The 19307-nt window shown below is 41.1% G+C and carries 27 protein-coding genes, 1 other RNA gene, 1 riboswitch and 1 other annotated feature; of the genes, 1 reads left to right on the forward strand and 27 read right to left on the reverse strand.

The features are described 5' to 3' along the window. Positions 1-146 precede the first annotated feature (146 nt). From EKM81_RS06130 to tadA, 17 genes are all read right to left on the reverse strand, one after another. Positions 147-464: a PTS sugar transporter subunit IIB gene (locus EKM81_RS06130; RefSeq protein WP_125649884.1), complete on the reverse strand. Its 318-nt coding sequence runs from the start codon at positions 462-464 to the stop codon at positions 147-149. Positions 465-562: 98 nt separating this feature from the next. Continuing rightward, complete coding sequence (gene tsaD, locus EKM81_RS06135) at positions 563-1585, reverse strand: tRNA (adenosine(37)-N6)-threonylcarbamoyltransferase complex transferase subunit TsaD (RefSeq protein WP_125649887.1); 1023 nt, start codon at positions 1583-1585, stop codon at positions 563-565. A gap of 16 nt (positions 1586-1601) precedes the next feature. After that, positions 1602-2096, reverse strand: coding sequence for a ribosomal protein S18-alanine N-acetyltransferase (rimI, locus tag EKM81_RS06140; protein ID WP_164509229.1), 495 nt, complete (start codon positions 2094-2096; stop codon positions 1602-1604). A gap of 37 nt (positions 2097-2133) precedes the next feature. Further along, on the reverse strand, positions 2134-2871 hold the full coding sequence (gene tsaB, locus EKM81_RS06145; RefSeq protein WP_164509230.1) for a tRNA (adenosine(37)-N6)-threonylcarbamoyltransferase complex dimerization subunit type 1 TsaB: 738 nt from the start codon (positions 2869-2871) through the stop codon (positions 2134-2136). A 157-nt stretch (positions 2872-3028) separates the two neighbouring features. After that, positions 3029-3565: a folate family ECF transporter S component gene (locus EKM81_RS06150; protein WP_125649896.1), complete on the reverse strand. Its 537-nt coding sequence runs from the start codon at positions 3563-3565 to the stop codon at positions 3029-3031. A 36-nt stretch (positions 3566-3601) separates the two neighbouring features. Then, positions 3602-3696, reverse strand: a riboswitch (THF riboswitch). 70 nt (positions 3697-3766) lie between these two features. Next, the gene (locus EKM81_RS06155; RefSeq protein ID WP_125649899.1) at positions 3767-4519 is read right to left on the reverse strand and encodes an acyl-[acyl-carrier-protein] thioesterase; all 753 of its coding nucleotides are present in this window, start codon (positions 4517-4519) and stop codon (positions 3767-3769) included. Positions 4520-4553: 34 nt separating this feature from the next. Further along, the gene (rsmI, locus tag EKM81_RS06160) at positions 4554-5426 is read right to left on the reverse strand and encodes a 16S rRNA (cytidine(1402)-2'-O)-methyltransferase (protein ID WP_379880906.1); all 873 of its coding nucleotides are present in this window, start codon (positions 5424-5426) and stop codon (positions 4554-4556) included. Positions 5427-5442: 16 nt separating this feature from the next. Next, positions 5443-5793 carry an initiation control protein YabA gene (locus EKM81_RS06165; RefSeq protein WP_125649904.1) on the reverse strand — a complete coding sequence of 117 codons (351 nt, stop codon included), beginning with the start codon at positions 5791-5793 and terminating at the stop codon, positions 5443-5445. Next, on the reverse strand, positions 5790-6779 hold the full coding sequence (locus EKM81_RS06170; protein ID WP_164509231.1) for a hypothetical protein: 990 nt from the start codon (positions 6777-6779) through the stop codon (positions 5790-5792). The genes EKM81_RS06165 and EKM81_RS06170 overlap by 4 nt, the downstream gene beginning before the upstream one ends. A gap of 14 nt (positions 6780-6793) precedes the next feature. Then, positions 6794-7123, reverse strand: a complete 330-nt coding sequence (locus EKM81_RS06175; RefSeq protein ID WP_125649910.1) for a cyclic-di-AMP receptor — start codon at positions 7121-7123, stop codon at positions 6794-6796. A gap of 12 nt (positions 7124-7135) precedes the next feature. After that, positions 7136-7771, reverse strand: a complete 636-nt coding sequence (gene tmk / locus EKM81_RS06180) for a dTMP kinase (protein WP_125649912.1) — start codon at positions 7769-7771, stop codon at positions 7136-7138. A gap of 90 nt (positions 7772-7861) precedes the next feature. Next, a complete protein-coding gene (locus tag EKM81_RS06185; protein WP_125649915.1) occupies positions 7862-8107 on the reverse strand; it encodes a DUF2508 family protein in 246 nt (81 codons plus the stop codon). Positions 8108-8110: 3 nt separating this feature from the next. Beyond that, positions 8111-8707, reverse strand: coding sequence for a recombination mediator RecR (gene recR / locus EKM81_RS06190; RefSeq protein ID WP_125649918.1), 597 nt, complete (start codon positions 8705-8707; stop codon positions 8111-8113). An 18-nt stretch (positions 8708-8725) separates the two neighbouring features. Continuing rightward, on the reverse strand, positions 8726-9031 hold the full coding sequence (locus EKM81_RS06195; protein WP_164509233.1) for a YbaB/EbfC family nucleoid-associated protein: 306 nt from the start codon (positions 9029-9031) through the stop codon (positions 8726-8728). 17 nt (positions 9032-9048) lie between these two features. Further along, a complete protein-coding gene (gene dnaX / locus EKM81_RS06200; protein WP_125649924.1) occupies positions 9049-10773 on the reverse strand; it encodes a DNA polymerase III subunit gamma/tau in 1725 nt (574 codons plus the stop codon). Between the two features lie 246 nt (positions 10774-11019). Beyond that, an RNA gene (gene ffs / locus EKM81_RS06205) (signal recognition particle sRNA small type) lies at positions 11020-11118 on the reverse strand. Between the two features lie 35 nt (positions 11119-11153). Then, positions 11154-11678, reverse strand: coding sequence for a tRNA adenosine(34) deaminase TadA (gene tadA / locus EKM81_RS06210; protein WP_263853325.1), 525 nt, complete (start codon positions 11676-11678; stop codon positions 11154-11156). 78 nt (positions 11679-11756) lie between these two features. Between tadA and EKM81_RS06215 the strand changes: the two genes are divergently transcribed. Further along, positions 11757-12635 (forward strand): helix-turn-helix domain-containing protein, encoded by an 879-nt coding sequence (locus EKM81_RS06215; protein WP_125649927.1) that lies wholly within the window; start codon positions 11757-11759, stop codon positions 12633-12635. Here the strand turns inward: EKM81_RS06215 and EKM81_RS06220 are convergent. The 10 genes from EKM81_RS06220 to rlmB form a co-directional block, all read right to left on the reverse strand. Continuing rightward, complete coding sequence (locus EKM81_RS06220) at positions 12625-13239, reverse strand: class I SAM-dependent methyltransferase (protein WP_125649930.1); 615 nt, start codon at positions 13237-13239, stop codon at positions 12625-12627. The genes EKM81_RS06215 and EKM81_RS06220 overlap by 11 nt on opposite strands. A gap of 250 nt (positions 13240-13489) precedes the next feature. After that, positions 13490-13858 carry a 50S ribosomal protein L7/L12 gene (gene rplL / locus EKM81_RS06225; RefSeq protein WP_125649933.1) on the reverse strand — a complete coding sequence of 123 codons (369 nt, stop codon included), beginning with the start codon at positions 13856-13858 and terminating at the stop codon, positions 13490-13492. A 45-nt stretch (positions 13859-13903) separates the two neighbouring features. Further along, positions 13904-14410, reverse strand: a complete 507-nt coding sequence (gene rplJ / locus EKM81_RS06230; protein ID WP_125649936.1) for a 50S ribosomal protein L10 — start codon at positions 14408-14410, stop codon at positions 13904-13906. Positions 14411-14453: 43 nt separating this feature from the next. Then, positions 14454-14570 (reverse strand) — a sequence feature (ribosomal protein L10 leader region). Positions 14571-14607: 37 nt separating this feature from the next. Continuing rightward, the gene (gene rplA, locus EKM81_RS06235) at positions 14608-15297 is read right to left on the reverse strand and encodes a 50S ribosomal protein L1 (protein WP_125649939.1); all 690 of its coding nucleotides are present in this window, start codon (positions 15295-15297) and stop codon (positions 14608-14610) included. A 121-nt stretch (positions 15298-15418) separates the two neighbouring features. After that, positions 15419-15844: a 50S ribosomal protein L11 gene (gene rplK, locus EKM81_RS06240; RefSeq protein ID WP_125649941.1), complete on the reverse strand. Its 426-nt coding sequence runs from the start codon at positions 15842-15844 to the stop codon at positions 15419-15421. A 153-nt stretch (positions 15845-15997) separates the two neighbouring features. Beyond that, positions 15998-16543, reverse strand: a complete 546-nt coding sequence (gene nusG / locus EKM81_RS06245; protein ID WP_125649944.1) for a transcription termination/antitermination protein NusG — start codon at positions 16541-16543, stop codon at positions 15998-16000. 138 nt (positions 16544-16681) lie between these two features. Then, positions 16682-16867, reverse strand: coding sequence for a preprotein translocase subunit SecE (gene secE / locus EKM81_RS06250; RefSeq protein ID WP_125649947.1), 186 nt, complete (start codon positions 16865-16867; stop codon positions 16682-16684). Between the two features lie 17 nt (positions 16868-16884). Beyond that, positions 16885-17034, reverse strand: a complete 150-nt coding sequence (gene rpmG, locus EKM81_RS06255; protein WP_125649950.1) for a 50S ribosomal protein L33 — start codon at positions 17032-17034, stop codon at positions 16885-16887. Between the two features lie 499 nt (positions 17035-17533). Continuing rightward, positions 17534-18109, reverse strand: a complete 576-nt coding sequence (locus tag EKM81_RS06260) for a sigma-70 family RNA polymerase sigma factor (protein ID WP_125649953.1) — start codon at positions 18107-18109, stop codon at positions 17534-17536. A gap of 359 nt (positions 18110-18468) precedes the next feature. Beyond that, entirely contained in the window at positions 18469-19251 is a 783-nt protein-coding gene (gene rlmB, locus EKM81_RS06265; RefSeq protein WP_125650000.1) for a 23S rRNA (guanosine(2251)-2'-O)-methyltransferase RlmB, read from the reverse strand. Between the last annotated feature and the right edge of the window lie 56 nt (positions 19252-19307).

The raw sequence follows: 19307 nt of genomic DNA on the forward strand, positions 1-19307 counted from the left end.
ACTGAAAGGATGTTTTTTTCGCTAAAGCTTCTCTGACCCCCACAAGTAAAACTTGTGGTTGCATTTCTACATAAGAAACAAAAAGGCCTAGCCAAATGAGCAAACACTCATTTGGACTAGACCTTTTTTTAATGGTTAATGACTAATTAAGCCATTAATTTCTCAGCTTGTGCCAAAACGGCATCGCCATCCATCATGCCATAAGAGCGCATGTCGATAACTTCAACTGGGATATTCTTGTCAGCTAATTTCTTCTGGAATTGGCTTAACATGAAACGTACTTGAGGTCCGAGCAACATAACATCAATCTTCTTTGATGCTAATTCGTTGTCGGCATCACTTGCAGCTGTAGCAAAGATATCAACATCGATACCTTTTGCTTCAGCAGCTTTTTGCATTTTTGTAACTAAAAGGCTAGTAGACATACCAGCACTACATACGAGCATAATTGTTTTTTCAGCCATAATATAAGCGCTCCTTTATTGTTTAAATGAAAGTGATTCAATCGCTTTCAGTACAATCTAATATTAGTCTAAAAAATAGTAAGTGTCAATCATCTAAGTTAGATCAGGTCTAGACCAGGGGCCGCATTTAAACTTAAATCCGCAAATTCATCATGATTATCCAGCTTAATCTGGGCAGCGGCGCCAATCATAGCGGCATTATCACCGCATAAACGTAACGGTGGCACGATTAAATCGATCTCCGGAAACTTACTGGCGAGTTCCACAGTCATTTTCTCATGTAGTCCTTGGTTAGCAGCTACACCACCGGCAATAATCAATTGTTGCACTGGATATGCCACTAACGCGCGTAATGTCTTGCCAACTAAAACATCGCTAACACTGGCCTGAAAACTCGCAGCTAAATCAGCACGATTTAATTCTTCGCCAATTTGGTCACCATGATGGACGCGATTAATGAACGCACTCTTTAACCCACTGAAACTAAAATCATAATTGTCTTCGTCAAGCATGGCCCGTGGGAAGTTAAAGGTATCGTGACCTTGATGTGCTAACTGATCTACTGCCTTACCAGCAGGATAATTAATTCCCAGAATCCGTCCTATTTTATCATAGGCTTCGCCGGCGGCATCGTCACGAGTCTCACCTAATAAATGATATTCATCAGGTTTAGGTACCAAAACTAACTCCGTATGGCCACCAGACACAACTAGCGCCATAAACGGATAGCGCAGAGGTTTAACCAACTGGGCAGCGTAAATATGACCAGCCAGATGATTAACTGGAATCAAGGGTAGCTGATGCGCATATGCAATTGCTTTAGCCGCACTAATACCAATCAGAAGCGACCCCACTAAGCCGGGCCCATAAGTTACTGCCACTGCAGTTAAGTCAGCATAAGTAACCTGTGCTTCTGATAACGCTAGGTCAGTGCAATGCAAAACCGCCTCAACATGGTGACGACTGGCCACTTCAGGCACAACACCACCAAAACGTTGATGACTTTTGATTTGAGTCGCAATTATATTACTTAAAATTTTATGACCATTTTCGATTACGGCCACACTAGTTTCATCACAACTAGATTCAAACGCTAAAATAAGTTGTCGCTGATTATTCAAAAAAGACACCACGCTATTACTTTTTATTTAATGATAAACACATTGAAACAGCATCAGAATGATCGTAGTCATAGTAATTGACTCTCACTTTCTGATCAATAAATCCTAATTGATGATATAAATTTAGAGCTGGTAAATTATCGGTACGGGCTTCCAGGGTAACGATTTGACATTGATGTGCTTGCGCGACAACAATCATTTTTTTCATCAAAAAACGTCCCAGACCACGACCCTGCCAATCCTTCGCTATCGCCAAGTTCGTAATATGACTCTCGCGAAATTTCAACCAGCACCCAATATAGCCAATTAACTGATCATCAGGCGTAAACAATCCCCAGTATAATCGTTGACTTTGATGATTGATTTCGTTCAGGAAGACCCAGCGACTCCAAGGTAACATGCCAGCATATAGTTCACGCTCGACCACTAACACTTGGTCCAAATCGCCGGCAACTAAGGGACGCAAATAGTAATCATGACCAGCTAAGGTAAATAAATAGGGGTACTTCATTGCAGACACCTGCTTAGAGCGCCAAGGTAACCACTGTCTAAACTTCTTCAACATAATTTGTTTTTGGCGCGTCCGGATGAGCTTTCAACCAATTGGCTTCAGCTTCAGTCGGTCTTAAATAATTGGGAACTAAGGCATTTAAATCTGACACTAAGTTCGTTTCAGCTACTAACAAGTTAAAGTTCCCCGCTAAAGGTTGTGCTGCTAAGCCACTAGCGATTTGTAATTGTTTTGTTGGTAATGCCTGTCGGAAAAATTCCTCCTGCTCACTAGTTAAGCTACCAGCCAAAATCACTTTTTCCTGAGCCAACTGCTTAATAGCAGTGACAATTTGAGCAGCACTTAAATAAACATCTGGTCGAACAGCTGATACATGTGACTGCTGCCACTGGTAAAAGCCAGTGAAGAAACAGTCCCGCCGCGCATCAATCAAAGGTACCACCACTTGTTCTTGTGTTGCCAGTGCCCATGGTGTCGTTAGTGCCGCCAAACTGGAAATTGCATACAATGGCTTAGCCAGTGTCCAGGCCAGCGTTTTGGCAGTTGTCACTGCGATTCGCACCCCAGTATAGGAGCCAGGACCTAAAGTAACCACAAATCGATCAATTGACTGAATTGAAGTTTGTGCCAATTTCAAAGCCTGATCAATTGCTGGCATTAACGTCGTACTATGATTCTTTGCACAGGCTGTTTGAATCTGGGCAATTGGTTGCTGGTCGGCAATCACCGCCACGCTTAAGGGAATATTGGAAGTATCTAAAGCAAGGGTCAACACAAGCACTGCGCCTCTTTCTGAAATGAATAGTTTTATTTTAACATAAAAAGACCTAGTTGTAAGTGACGACAACTAGGCTAATAACAATTGAACGCTGCCAAACTATGAGCGAAATGACCTGTTTAGTCACGATTGAGTAGCTGACAACAGCAAACTTTTAAGCGTTCAAACGTTGCTCTAAATGTAGTTTAGCGACTGCTTTTAACAAGAAATAAATACCCAAGTAGTAAATGGGAATCATAATCAATTCCTTGGGCAACCGCGTCAAAAATAACGGCCAGAAATTGGCACCATACATGTAATGTAGTAATACCGTATTTAAGAACAAATTACTGCCTAAATTAATGATCCCCGCAACTGCCAATACTCGCCACCAAACTGGTTGGGGCATGTGACGTTGATCTAACAACCAACCAAAGATAAAGCCACTAAAAATGGCAACCAAGGTGAAACCAAAGTTAAAGCTACCCATTGGTAATAGAATTGCACCGATCAAATCACTTACACCACCAGCAATGGCTGCATAAAATGGCCCATACCAATAGCCAATTAAGGCGCTAACTAAAAATGTTGCCGACACCTTAAGAAAATTTGTACCAAACGAAAAGCGGCCCACAACTAATTGCATTGCAATAAGGACCGCCAAAAAGACCAACTTTCGCGTAGCCAAGCCACGCCGCGTTGTTTTCTGCATAATTGAACACTCCTTTTTTGGAGCGCCACTAAAAAAAGCGGCGAATGCGGTGAATAAATCGCGAATTAATTCTTCGTCCGATGTTCACATTCCGTTCCATCAGCACTTAACGCTTACTCACCTACTCCGAATATTTTTAATCATAGAGTATTCCACTTTAAAAGGCAAGAAATTAAGTTGTGCTCAATTAAATAATTAAAATCATGAACGTTTTTGCCAAGTAACATCAGCTTCTGCAGCAACTTCAGTTCCGCGGGTAATCCGATGAGCTGTTGTCAAAGCTGGTGTTTCTGTCAATTGCGTCTGACTCACAATATTTTCACCATAACGCGTTTCACGTTCGTAGCGAATCAACATTGTGCTAATTTGGTGATCACGCAAGAAATCACCAGGTAAACTATCCAACATCCAATCAAAATAATGCACATTATTGACGTGTCGATTAGAGTCAATATCAAAATAACGCACTTGATAATCCTTTTGATAATCAACAGCGGTCCAATCGCGTTTAACTAATTTTGGAAAACGCACTACCGTAGCTGAGTAGTCTGAACAAGCATCCAAATGCAATTCTGCCACAGGTAATTGGATCATCCGGCGAGTTGCAAAACTCATAATTACCCAAATACTGTGCACTGTCACAATCGGATGACTGTGCTCATCAAGTAAGAAATAATCACGATAACAGAAAAATTTATTAAATTGAGGCACGCCGGTTTTAGCCGTCACAAATTCGTGTTGGCGTGGTAAACGTTCAATCTCAATCTGGTATTCAGTCGTGACCCAGCCTAGCGCCATAGCTGCTAATTGTGTCGGACCGGCGCCAAACTCCTGCAGTTGATGTTCTGATGCTAGAACAAGATGATCCATTAAAGCCGACAAATGCATAGTTCCTTGGGCATCACATTCAAAAAAAGGAACTTGAAACTTCTCTGAGTAATACGAGACTGTCATTAATACGCCTACTTTCAAATTAATCTAAGTCCGACTAACCTAACTGATGATACCGCTGATACACTTCCTGACGCGATAAATCATAGCGATTAGCAACTTGTTTAATCGCAGCATTAGGTCGCATACCCTCATCAATTAAAGCCGTCACAGCGGCCTGTAATGCGACGTCAGACAAATCAGCGGCTGCCGCTTCAACCTTAGGAAGCTGCCCGGCAATTAAAATCACATACTCCCCGCGAGGTTCATGGCTCTGATACCACGCTTGCAACTCCGCTAAAGTGCCACGTTCAAATGATTCATGTAGCTTAGTTAGCTCGCGCCCTAAAACAAGTTGCCGCTCAGTCGCAAAAAAAGTCGCTAAATCAGCTAATGTTCGTTGTAAATGATGTGGCGATTCATAAAGAATCACCGTTTCCGGATGATCGACTAACTGTTCTAATGCCGCCCGCAACAATTTCTTCTTACGAGGCAAAAAACCATAAAAATAAAATGGTTGTGGCGCTAATCCCGAAGCAATCAAAGCCGTGATTCCGGCACTAGCACCAGGTAACGGCACCACAGGAATGTCTTCGGCAATGGCCGCAACTACCAATTCATGACCGGGGTCAGAAATAGAGGGTAGGCCCGCATCAGACACTTGGGCAATCGAATGACCAGCTTCTAGTTCCGCAATTAACTCCGGAATCCGCTGCTGCGTATTATGCTCATGAAAACTGATTTGCGACGTTTTAATTTCAAAATGGGCCAATAGTTTCCCCGTGTTGCGTGTATCCTCGGAAGCCACTAAATCCACATCCTGCAATGTTTTTAAGGTTCGGACAGTAATATCATCTAAATTACCAATTGGTGTAGGCACTAAAAAAAGAGTGCCCTTTTTCGTAGGTTCAAAACTTTTTTGAATCTGCAAAATCATGGCCTCCTTTTTAATGGTTGGTACGATTACCGCTACCATAAATAATCGCGGTACAAAATGCACATGGTTCATTATTTTCACGGCGAGCACCATACATCATATTACAAATATGGTAACCAGCATCGTATAATTTCTCCAAATTACGCCGTGAGGGCAACATCTCATCTTTCTGACTACCATGTTCTGACTGTGGCGCCAAATCGTTTAAACGACCCCTTAAATGCTTATTTTCAATAACGAGTTCGGCATTTTGTTCTAAAACATTATTCAGCTCCTGCCGAAACTTGGCAAGGTCATGAGCGAGGTTATCGGCTTCTGCTGACAAACGCTGAAAATCTGTAAAAGGATCAGGCTGATTCATTTAAAATTTCCCTCTTTTATCATAAAAAATTGTAAGGATAACTGCTCTAATACATTCTGAAAAGTCACATTGGCATGTAATAATTGTTTCATTTGTAAAACTTCTGTCAGACTGGCAGTTAGCTGACCACTGGTTATTTTCCCGGCCACATGTTGATAACTTGGTTCTTGCTGCGGCCACTTTAATGGTTGCGCCAAGGAGAACTTAGCGGTAAATAAGTCACTAAAGACAATCAATAACATTTCTTGGCACAGGTCTTGTAACAAGTTTCCCTTAAAAGCCGGCAAAATCGTTGTCTGAACTTGTGGGAAGGCTAGCGCATCCCCCAGTGCAAGCCGCGGCCACCATTGCGCAAAGGAAGAGATTTTTTCCTTCAATTGCTCGTCTTCGGCTAATTCAGCTAACTGGCTCTGATTTAAAGTTGTTTGTGCCAATAATTGACTCAGCTCTTGATTGAAACCTAAATCTGACAAGCTTTGAACACGCTGAGTTAAATCAGGCTCTGGTAACATCATTGTTTGCACTCGTGAACGAATGGTCGGCAAAATCTGACTTTCTTGCGTTGTTGTTAAAATGATCAACACTTGACTAACGGGCTCTTCCAAGAACTTCAGTAACGAATTAGCCGCCGGAATCGTCATTTTGTCAGCGTCCTCAATAACAAAAATCCGCCAACTACCATAACCACTTTTGGATAATTCTTCTTTCAAATGTCGCGTATCATCGACGGAAATCGTCTTGGTCGTGCTATTAAGCACTAAATAGTCAGGATTATTGCCTTCAATGATTCGCTGGCACTCATGACACTGACCACAAGGAAAACCTGCCGTCGTCAAGTGATCACAGAACAAGCGTTGGGCAAGCCATTGAGCTAGTGGCAGTGCATTAGCTCGCACTGACTCGACAAATAGATAGGCATGACTAAGCTCGTCTTGTTGAATTAAATTTTGAAAATGCGTTTTTAGTTGCTTAATTGTTATTTCCACAAGAAATCCTAACTTTAGAAGTGATGAAATTGATCAACTGGCATCACAAAGACGGTGGCGCCACCAACCTGAACTTCCATTGGATATGGCATTGACGTATCACCCATTGGGTCCAAATTAACTGGTGGTGTCATAAATTGTTGCCGTGCATGAGAGGTCTGTTTAATAATATCGAGCACTTCTTCAACCCGATCATCTTCGATTCCAACAATAAAAGTCGTATTACCAGACCGTAAGAAACCACCAGTCGTCGACAATTTCGTTGCGCGAATATTGGCATCAATTAATTGATTACTTAACACATTAGCATCTTTATCTTGGACAATCGCTAGAATAAGTTTCATGATTGGTTCCTCCTAAATATTTGCTGTGAGATAAGTTGTAATAACTGTCTGGCAGTCTTGAATCACTTTAGTCAGCGATTGTTGCGCATCAACTTTTTTGATTCTTGTCGGATTATTGGCCGCTAAGTCTAGATAAGCTTGGCGAACACGCTGATGAAATTCAAGCTTTTGACCTTCTAAACGATCAAAACCTTGACCAAGCTTCTGCACTCGCTGCAAGCCTATTTCAACTGGCAAATCTAAATAAATCGTTAAATCTGGTAATTTACCCTGAATGGCAAAATCATTTAATTGGGCGACTTTTTGAGCACCTAATTGTCGTCCGCCACCTTGATAAGCAACCGAACTATCAACATAACGATCGCACAAAACAATTTGACCAGCTGCCAGTGCCGGTTCAACCACCTCTACTAGGTGTTGCCGCCGTGATGCCGCATAGAGCAAAGCCTCGGTCCAATCATCCATTGCTGAGTTCTCAACATCTAAAATAATTTGCCGAATTTTTTCAGCAATTTGACTGCCGCCAGGCTCCCGAGTAATCAAAACTTTTGCTTGCTTTTTTTGACGTAAATCTTCAGCAATCGCTTGAATGACCGTGGACTTGCCAGCACCATCTGGTCCTTCAAAAGAAATAAAACAACCTGCCATAACAACCTCTACCTTCATTGTACCTTAAAATCAAATTATTCTTATGATTGACGCTTGTTTAACTGATTATCCTTAATAACACTGCACTGATTAATCAATCCGAGTAATTGCTTGACTGATGACTGCTGCTTTAGTGCCGCGATGCCGTGCTTCATTATAAAGTAAATTAAATTTTGCCTGTTGTAATTTAACACTTTCAGCAAATTGACCGCCTAATTCGGCATCTTGCAATTCAACCCGTCGTAAACGTAGTAATTGATCTTGAACATCCACTATTTCTGCGCGTAACTCATCATCACCTTGTCGCCGCAAAAGTTGTTTTTTTCGCGAAAACATGCACTACATCTCCTGTCGGCCTTCAACAGCACGTTGTAAGGTCATTTCATCTGCATATTCAATATCTGAGCCGACCGATAAACCATGCGCTAACCGGGTAACTTTGATTCCTGCCGGCTTAATCAAACGAGCCAAATACATCGCTGTTGCTTCGCCCTCAGGTGAAGCATTAGTCGCAATAATCACTTCGTTAACATCACTATGCTGCAACCGTTTGATCAGTGGCGCAATATTCAGGTCTTCTGGCCCCTTACCATCCATCGGCGACAAAACACCATGTAGGACATGATAAAGGCCATGATAGTCATCCATCTTTTCCAGCGCCATAATATCTTTTGGTTGTTCAACCACAAGAATTTCTTGCTGATTACGGCTAGTATCACGACAAATCTCGCAAGGATCAGTATCGGTAATATTACCGCAAATACTGCAATAATGAAGATCTTTTTTTGCTTGTAATAAACTCTCAGCAAACTCTTTAACCGTAGTTTCGTCCATATCAATCGTATAAAAGGCCAGCCGAGTTGCAGATTTACTACCAATTCCTGGCAATTTCATATAACTGTCGATCAGCTTGGCAATTGCTTCTGGGTACTGCATTTTTTAACCACCTATACTTTACATCAAGCCCCGAGTATATTTACCCATTGTTTGTTCTGTCTCGTGATCAACCGTCGCTAAAGCCTGATTGAAAGCTTGAATCAATAAGTCTTGTAACATATCCGGATCATCAGGATCAATCACTTTAGGATTGATTTGTAAATCCTGAATTTCTCGCTTGCCATTCATCTTAACTTGAACTAAGTCATCACTGGATTTACCGACAAAAGCCTTTTCGTCTAATTGTGCTTGCGCTACCTGCATTTCTTTTTGTAACTTTTGCATCTTTTTCATCATACCAGCCATATTACCACTACCACGCATCATTATTCATCCACTCCTTAATCTTTTTCAACTTTAATAATTGTTTTACCAAATAGCTGCTCTGCCTGACTAATAACAGCCGGTTGTTCCGGTTCAGTGGCAGTTGTTGGCGTAGCTTCACCTAATTGTTGCTGTTTCTTTTTGTGTAAATCTTGAATATAATCCTGCCGTAGTGCTGGCCATTGGTCCTTTTCAACCAAAACAATATTGGCATCATTATTCATAAAATGATTCAACTCTTGCTTCAAATCAGTTTGTAACGTCTGATCCTCATTAGCCGTCTTCAAAGTGAAAGCATACTCAAAGGCAACCACAATTGCCGCTGGACTTGCAGCTACTGGTTCAGACACATTCATCATCGCTCGCTTTGCTGGCGACAACTTATCTAATAAGTCTGGCCAAACCTCACGAACAGCACTGAGATCTTCTTTTGTTGCCGCTGCCAAAACTTGATAGATAGCTTGGCGATTAACTTTTGGTGCTGCTTGATGACTTGTCTTCTTCGGTTTAGCCACAGTTGCTGGCGACTGAATACCAGTTTGTTTTAGCTGTTTAACTTGTTCCTGTAATTGTTGCACTTCCGTTTGTAACTGATTAACCAACGTCTGATCGACAGCTACGGCCTGTTCATCGGCTACAGCTGAGGCTGGCGTTTCACGTAAAAGATTAACTAAGCGGACCGTTAAAACTTCTAGGAACAAATCACCATGTGTGCTGTTACGCAACTGTTGCAACGTCTCATTCGCAAAACCAATCATTTGATAAAGTTGTGCCGTACTAAGTTGTGCTGCAAATGGCTTCAATGATTCCGGTAAGGGACGATAATTTAAACTAGCTACCAATTCTGGACTATTCTGTTGTAACAACAAATTACGGAATAATTCGATTATGCTTTCAATTAACCGGGTAGTCGCACGTCCATTTGCGAATAACTGTGTGATTTGCTGAAGTGCCTGATCCAAATCCTGCTGAAAAACAGCACTTAAATAGGCCGCTAATTGCCGATCACTGGCATCACCAGTAACTTCTAGGGCATTCTCTAAAGAAACATGATCTTGCCCGAAAGAAAGAACCTGATCCAGAATACTTAAGGCATCCCGCATCCCACCATCAGCAGCGCGGCTAATCACTTGTAAGGCTGGCTCATCGTAACTGATTTGTTTCTGGTCAAGAATCTTGACCATCTGTTCCGTTAAATCAGCCGGCGTGATTCGTCGAAAATTAAAGCGCTGCGTCCGTGAAATAATGGTTGCTGGTACTTTTTGAATCTCCGTGGTGGCCAAAATGAAAACCACGTGCGCTGGCGGTTCTTCAAGCGTTTTTAAGAGTGCGTTGAAGGCACCCGTTGATAACATATGCACTTCATCAATGATGTAAACTTTATATTTTGCTTCAGTTGGCGGATATTTAACCTTATCGCGAATGTCACGAATTTCATCGACCCCATTATTTGAAGCCGCATCAATTTCAATAACATCAGTGAGGCGATTCTCATTCACTGCTCGACAAATATCACAGTGATTACAAGGCTCTCCGTCAACTGGCGTTAAACAATTTATTGCCTTTGCAAAAATCTTTGCACAAGAAGTTTTTCCAGTTCCTCGTGGGCCTGCAAATAGATAAGCGTGACTAATTTGATCAGTCAAAATTGAATTTTTAAGCGTTTGGGTGACAATTTTCTGACCAACTACTTCGCCAAAAGTCTGTGGTCGCCACACCCGATACAACGCCTGATACGCCATGCTGACACCTTCTTTTCTTGAACTGATATCCAACAGATTCCTTATTATGTTACCACAAATTCTACTACTAACTGTACCAAAACAATGGCTAACTGTCATCCACAATTAAATAAAAATCTTGACCGACAACACCAGATAATCATCTGAAAAAGCCAGTTGCAACAGCGCAGCAAGGCACACTCGCAAACAACTTTTATGTCCCCTTTTTGGTGAAAGATAGTCAATTGACATCAGTGACTTTGAAATTTTGGTCAAAAAAATAAGGCACATGTTCTACCCCACTTAGTGCTGCTTTCTTCCGAATCTGACACGATTCGTAGGGAGGACATTGCCTTAGCCTTAACGGCAATATATATTGTAACTAATTTTCGCTTAAAAAGCTAGCCTTGTTCCTGATTTTTAGAAAATTGTTGGCGTTGCTTTTTGGCTGCCTTCTGTCGCTGACGAATTGCTCGGAAAAAATCCTGTAATAATGCTTGCGTTTTTTCTCGCTCTACATCAGGAAAAACACCAGGTTGATGATTAAACCGTGAGTCTGCTAGTAAATTAACCAATGTGCCAGCAGCACCAGCTTTGGGATCTGGCGCGCCAAAATAAACCTGTTCAATGCGACTATTAATAATCGCACCAGCACACATCGGACAGGGTTCTAACGTGACAAAAATACGACAATCTTCTAAACGCCAGCTTCCTAATGACTGACAAGCCTGGCGAATTGCCAAGATTTCGGCATGATCAGTCGCATCTTGACTAGTCTCGCGCAGATTATACCCACGACCAATAATCTGACCATGGTACTCAATGACTGCGCCAATCGGAACCTCCCCAATTGCCGCTGCTTGCTCAGCTTCTTGTATGGCAGCATTCATAAAATAATTCTGTTGTTCTAGCGCTACCGGAACCAACCGATCCACGAATCAAGCACCCTTTCTTTTAAGCGGGAAAACATGTTAAACTAAAAATAAAAACGGTGGTTACAAATCATGAGTACAGGAACCAACGATCTTGTCATGCGTTTAAAAAACGCCTTCCCTAAATCACGAATCATCAGCGGGCCGCAAGCTGCAACAACAGCGGAGGAAGTTTGGTCCTTTGATGGTAACTGGTTAGCCATTCGGCGTAAAAATCTCAATAGTACTAGCGAAGCGATTCTGCAAGATTTAAGTGATCAAAACTACGCTACTACTGCTCAAAATAATCCTTGGTATCAATTTCTAACCCAGCAATCAACGATTCTACCACCAGCCACTACTAAAACAGTCCGGATCATTCAATTTAAATTAACTTTCCGTGATCAAAGTAACCAGACTGAATTAGAGCAATCCATTTCTGACTTATTTAACCATTTGGTCTCTCATTTTTATTTAAACACCCAAACACTGATTGTTGTTCAAGCTAACGGCCCGGAAACTTTGACGCTACCTGAATTAGAAAGCATTCTGCAAACCGTCGAAAGTGATTTCTTCGTTAAAATTCAGGCTTTTATCGGTAATTATTGGCCCCTAGATGAACAATTAGCACTTATTTTTAATGAAGAACAGGCTGTCTTTTCTAAGTCAACATCTTCCGTTAGTAGCTTGGCTACCTTAGCTTTAGATTATTACGCGCGGCCACAATTGCGTGAGTCGCCATTAGCCCAACAACTGAATAGTATTTTAAATAAGGATAATGAAATTAAGGATGTTATTATTGCCTTATATCAAAGTGCCGGTAATTTAAGTTCCGCCGCCAAGAAACTTTTCTTACACCGCAACACCTTACAATATCGCCTAGAAAGATTTTACGAGAGTACCAATTTAAATCTTAAGCAAATGGATGATTTGGTCTTATGTTATTTATTAATTACGGCTTTTAAAGATTAAGGCCTTGTAAAATATAATAACCCTTATCTCGTTTAACAATTTCCGCTTGATCATAAACTGACTGTAATAATTTCAAAGCAGAGGGTGCCCCCTGCTTTTTTTGCATGACCGCGAAAAATTGTCCTTGTGGCTTTAAATACTGAATACTCTCACTGAGCAAACGCTGAACCACCGTTTTACCAGCACGAATTGGCGGATTAGTCAGAATAAAATCATAATCCTGAGCGGTTATTGCTTGATATCCATCACTGGCAAAAATATTGACCTGATCTGTTACCTGATTGGCCGTCGCATTCTCTTGAGCCAAATCCAGCGCCCGTTGATTAACATCAACCAAAGTCACGACCGCTTGAGGATATGCTTTGGCAATGCTCAACCCAATTGGCCCATACCCGCAGCCCAGATCCAGCAATTTAAATGGTTGACCACTCGGCAAAAAAGGTGCCACAGCGTTCAACAAAACGACGCTCCCATAATCAACCCGTTCCCGAGAAAAAACGCCTGCATCCGTGGTTAATTGCAACTGGTGACCTAACAGCTCAAAACTAAATGTTTCCCGTTGATGAGCTAGATCCTGATTATCTTCAAAATATTGATGACTCATTGGTCAACCTCACTTCTTGTTCAATTTATTTATTATAGCATGGATACTACCTAGTCCAGTGTTTTACTTTAAAGCCATTTGGAATACCTTAGTTTTTCCAACAACATGTTCCAGTGATGCTCAACCCAACTCCTTAGTTCGGCCAGAAACGTCATGATTGGCAACTATCAATCAATGTCACTAAAAAACCACCTGACTCCCATATAACTGGGAATCAGGTGGTTTTTATTTACTTTAATAAGTGATTAGCTTATTTGTAAGTAACAGTTGCGCCAACTTCTTCAAGTTTAGCTTTGATCTTGTCAGCTTCTTCAGGAGCAAGACCTTCCTTGATGATTGAAGGTGCCTTGTCAACTAAGCCTTTAGCATCTTTCAAGCCTAATTCAGTGATTTCACGAACAGCCTTGATAACCTTAACTTTTTCTTGACCTACTTCTGTTAATTCAACGTTTACTTCTGTTGGTTCTGCATCAGCAGCAGCGCCAGCAGCACCAGCAGCAGCTACAGGAGCTGCTGCAGTAACGCCAAATTCTTCTTCGATTGCTTTAACTAAATCGTTTAATTCTAAGATTGTTGCATCTTTTAATTGATCAACAATTGCTTGTGTATCTAAAGCCATGTTTGTTTCCTCCAATTAATTAAATAATTTTAAATTTCAGGTAGATTAAGCAGCTGGTTCGTCATCTTTTGCTTCGGCAACAGCCTTAACAGCATAAGCGACGTTGCGAACAGGAGCTTTTAATACAGAAAGTAACATTGAAAGCATACCGTCGCGGTCTGGCAAAGTAGCCAATTCTGCAATTGCATCCAATGAAGATACTTTACCTTCGATGATACCACCCTTGATTTCCAAGGCATCGATACTCTTAGCAAACTTAGACATAACCCGAGCTGGGGCAGTGACATCATCGTAAGAGAAAGCAACGGCAGTAGGGCCAGTAAATGTTTCATCTAAGCCTTCATAACCAGCTTTATCAGCGGCACGACGCAAGTAAGTATTCTTAACAACTTTCATTTCAACGCCTGCTTCACGTAATTCCTTACGTAATTCAGTCGCTTCAGCAACAGTTAAACCTAAGTAGTCAACAACGACAACTGATTTAGCTTTACTAAATTTTTCGTAGACGTCTTCAACAACAGAAGCTTTTTGTGCAATAATTGTTTCACTCATTTTTTTCACCTCCACGTAATATTTATCTTTCAACCACAAACATGCCGGGATTAAAAAATCTCTGTATCCGAAGACACAGAGATTAAGCATTCATCATCTGGCCTCGGCAGGATATTAAGACATACGTCACCTGAGTCTTAGGTAGAAAAACTATTCTTAAATAAGATAGCACGTCAATTGGTGCTTGTCAAATGAGTTTAGAGTGAGTTAGTATCGATTGCTAAACCAGGACCGAATGTTGAAGTCAAAGTTAAACTCTTGATGTAAACACCCTTAGTTGCAGCTGGACGAGCCCGTAAAATGACGTCGTCAAGTGCCTTGAAGTTTTCGAACAATTGGTCTTCAGTAAAGCTTACTTTGCCGACAGGTGCATGGATCAAACCAGCCTTGTCAACACGGTAAGTTACTTTACCAGCTTTAACTTCTTCAACGGCTTTAGTAACGTCCATCGTTACGGTACCAGTCTTAGGGTTAGGCATTAAACCTTTAGGACCTAAGACCCGGCCTAAACGACCAACTTTGGCCATCATTGGTGGTGTTGCAACAGCAACATCAAAATCTAACCAACCGTCTTGGATACGTTGTACTAAGTCATCAGAACCAACAACGTCAGCACCTGCTTCTTCAGCAGCTTTTGCTTGTGGGCCTTCAGCGAAGACAACGACTTTTTGAGTTTTACCAGTACCGTTAGGCAAGACCATTGCCCCACGGATTTGTTGATCTGCTTGTTTAGGGTCAACGTTCAAGTTGTAAGCAACTTCAACAGTAGCGTCGAATTTTGCGAAATCAACTTTCTTTAAAAGAGCGATGGCTTCTTTAGCAGTGTATTCTTTATTTTTGTCAACTTGCTTAAGTGCTTCAATGTACTTTTTGCCATGTTTTGACATTATTTTTCCTCCTTGCAAATGTGGTCAAGTGGACGATGTTCTTATACTTGCCGTTTAACGACAGTCAATCGTCCTCCCACTTGATTGAACAATTTTCATTGTCTATCCGACTAGCAATAAGCTATTCAGTGACTTCAAAGCCCATGCTTCTTGCAGTACCTTCAACCATGCGCATAGCTGCTTCAACGTCAGCTGCGTTTAGGTCTTGCATTTTGGTTTCAGCAATTTTACGAACTTGGTCTTTAGAAACCTTAGCTACCTTCTTAGTATTAGGTTCGCCAGAGCCATGTTCAACACCAGCAGCCTTCTTCAAAAGAACAGCAGCAGGTGGTGTCTTAGTAACGAAGTCGAATGAACGATCTTCGTAGACAGTGATAACAACAGGAATAATCATTCCTGCTTGATCAGCAGTCCGTGCATTGAAATCCTTAGTGAAGCCCATAATGTTAATACCGGCTTGACCTAATGCAGGACCAACTGGAGGTGCTGGAGTCGCTTTACCAGCAGGGATCTGTAACTTAACGATGTTCGCAACTTTTTTTGCCACGGGATAAAACCTCCTTAATCCGTGTTGTGGTAAATGGAGATCGAAATTTCTCCTCCCACATAAAAGCACACTAGAGTAATATAGCATATTACTGGCTTAATTGAAATAAAAATCTGAAAGTTTTGTTAATCACCTGAAAATTTTCAGGATAAATTACAACTTGTCAACTTGATCGAAATCTAGTTCCGCATTAGTCTCACGATTAAACATATCAATAACCACTTTTAATTTAAGCTTTTCTGGATCAACTTCAGTGATTTTACCAGTCAGACCAGTAAAAGCACCATCAACAATCTTAATTGTCTCACCAACATCAAACTTTAAGTCCGCATGACGACTACTTAAACCAAGATCATGTAAAATATGTTTGATTTCGCTGTCTAATAAAGGGGCTGGCTTACTACCAGACCCATGACTGCCAACAAAACCAGTGACACCAGGAGTATTCCGAACAATAAACCAAGCTTGGTCAGTCATGACCATTTCTACTAAAACATAACCAGGAAAAGTTTTGCGAATTTCTTCTTTTTCTTTACCGTTTTTAATTTCCTTTTCAGTTTCTTCTGGCACGATAACCCGAAAAATATTGTTTTCCATCCCCATTGAAGTTGCCCGGGATTCTAGATTTGCTTTAACTTTATTTTCATAACCAGAATAAGTATGAAGGACATACCATTTCTTTTCGATTGATTCAACCATTTTTTAATGATCCTTTCTTGATTACTATCGGTATTATTTGACCAAAATAAAAAAACTCCGCCAACACGAAGTTTCTCAACTGCTTCCATTATACAAAAAAGCGAGACTAGAAACAAGTCTAGCCTCGCCAGAGATCCACTACTTAAAAATAAATTGTGTCAAAAGTTTGTTTAACACGAAATCGCATAATGCAAAGTATAGTGCAAACAAAATTGATGTTGAAACAACAACCCAGCTATCGCGACGTGTTTGTTTCATTGTTGGCCAAGCAACCAACTTCATTTCTTGACCGACACTCTTAAAGAATTTAAATAATCGTTTCATCTGTAATTGCTCCTCAACTAACGCGTTTCTTTATGCAAAGTATGTTTACCACAATGTTTACAAAACTTGCGAACTTCCAACCGTTCAGTCCGTTGATTGTTCTCAGTGATCGTGTAATTACGCGATCCACAAACGGTACAAGCGAGGGCTACTTTTCTAACTGACATCTATCTGGCCACCCTTTTTTAACTAACATTAAATTTAGCATAAACATAACCAAATTACAAGAGTGTGAGGAGCGACGTACTTTTGGCGTAGCGTAATTTCGATAATTTGATTGGGCACTGCAAGTGACCGAGCAAATTATCAAATTAGGCCTAGCCATTTGTCGCTCCGAACACGTTTTAAACCAAAGTGTGAGGAGTGCCGGGTAGACGACATAGCCTAATTTCAATTATTTGATTGAGCGGTGCAACCGATCGAGCAAATAATTAAATTAGGCATAGACGTCTGGCACCCAGAACACGTTTCAGCAGAGTGTGAGGAGCTGCGAGAGCGCGCGTAGGCTAACTTCAAATATTTTGATGAGCGGTGTCAACCGATCATTGAAATATTTAAGTTAGCCATAGCACGCTGCAGCTCCGAACACGTTTTGCTTGCATGCATATAAACCGCGCTAGTCAAGCTGCGTAACATCACTTCAATGACTTATTTGGGCAACCATCATTAAGTTTTATCCTTAATAAACTCACGCATCTTACCATGACAACGATCAATGCCACGTCGAACTTGTTCCTCTGTACAATCTAAGTGCCGGCATGTTTCTTCCAGTGTCTGTTGTTGGCAGGCCACGCGAAAAGATTGTAATTCAAAATAAGACAGTGTTTTCAAAAACTGTTCCATTTCAAAAAAGCTTTGTGTCTTTAACTGAGTGGGATAGCAAATACTCCCGTAACTGTTTTCCTCAGCCAAATAATCCTCCAGTGGCAAACTCTGGTGATTACTTTGACGCTTTAAAGCCAACTCATGCCGTAATAAACTACGCAAATGATTATGAAAGCGTAGTTTAAAAAAGGCACCAAACTGACAGTTATGATCAGTTCGATATAATAAACAAGTCTCATAGCAAACAATTCGAGCTTCTTGTTGCCAATCATCTTGATCAAATAATTTAAAATAAAATTGCTGGGCAGCGCGGCAGATCATTGGTTGGTATTTTTTCACCAGTGATTCCAGGGCTTGGGAATCGCTATGATCTTGAACTGCCTTAATTAGTAATAATTCGTTCTGATTAATGCTCATAAAAGTATCGCTCCTTTATGAGCGATTTTTGGTACTCTCAGCATAACCTATTCAACTTTGTGTTGTAAGCGAACAAGTGTTTATTTTATAATTAATTCTTTTTGAGCACTGATATTAAGCTGTTATTGTTATTAAAATATTTCTAATTGCTATCATAAATGGTAAAGCAATACAATAAATGAGTTCATCTGAGCAATCTATTTTTACTGCAACAATGATGTCCGACCTTGTCATCTCACTGGTCCCTGAACCATAGTGGCGCTGTGAAGAAAGTAAAAAAAATACCTCATAATCATTAGACAGCCTGTCTAAAAATCATAAAGTACTTCAATTACACAATATCTTAATGAGCAAGTTTATTAAGCCTGCTGAGGGCTAGCTGTTACTGGATGGCGCTGATCAAATATATGATATAGCAAAATCGAAGTGGCCACGCTGGCATTTAAACTCTGAACATGACCAATCATCGGAATAGTGACCATCCCATCGACTGTTTTGGCAACTAACGGGGAAATCCCCTTGCCTTCATTACCAATAACTAAAGCGACTGGTCCCCGACTATTCCAAATACGATAATCTTCTCCAGCCATAGCAGTCCCGAAAACCCAGATCCCCTGCTCTTTCAAATCGTTGATTGTAGCTGTTAAATTAGTCACCCGAGCAACCAAAACATGTTCCAGAGCGCCAGTCGCTGTTTTGGCAACAACAGCTGTCACGCCAACAGCACGACGTTTAGGTATGATTACACCATGAACCCCAATCGCATCCGCCGTTCGTAAAATTGAACCCAAATTATGCGGATCATTTAAATTGTCTAGGATTAAGATCAATGGTGGTTCATTAGCGGCTTTTGCCTTAGCTAAAATATCGGTCACTTCTGCATATTGGTATGGGGCAAGCGTTAATAAGACGCCTTGATGATTACCAGCAGCTGTTAAGTCATCGAGGCGACTCTTAGGCACCTCTTGCAAAACTAATTTGTTTTTTTGACTGAATTCAACCACTTTAGTCGCTAAATCACCGTGCAAACCCTTTTGCATGAAGATTTTATTCACGGAGCGAGGATCACCACTTTTAACATACTCCAAAACAGCATGCTTGCCATAAATAAATTCAGCATTATCCGTTTCGCTCTCGGTGATTGGCGCCGTGGTTGGTGCCTCAACAGCCGGTCGGCGATGATGCTGTTTGCCTTCAT

It is taken from the genome of Lapidilactobacillus gannanensis, from assembly GCF_003946675.1.
GTDB classification, from domain to species: Bacteria; Bacillota; Bacilli; order Lactobacillales; family Lactobacillaceae; genus Lapidilactobacillus; species Lapidilactobacillus gannanensis.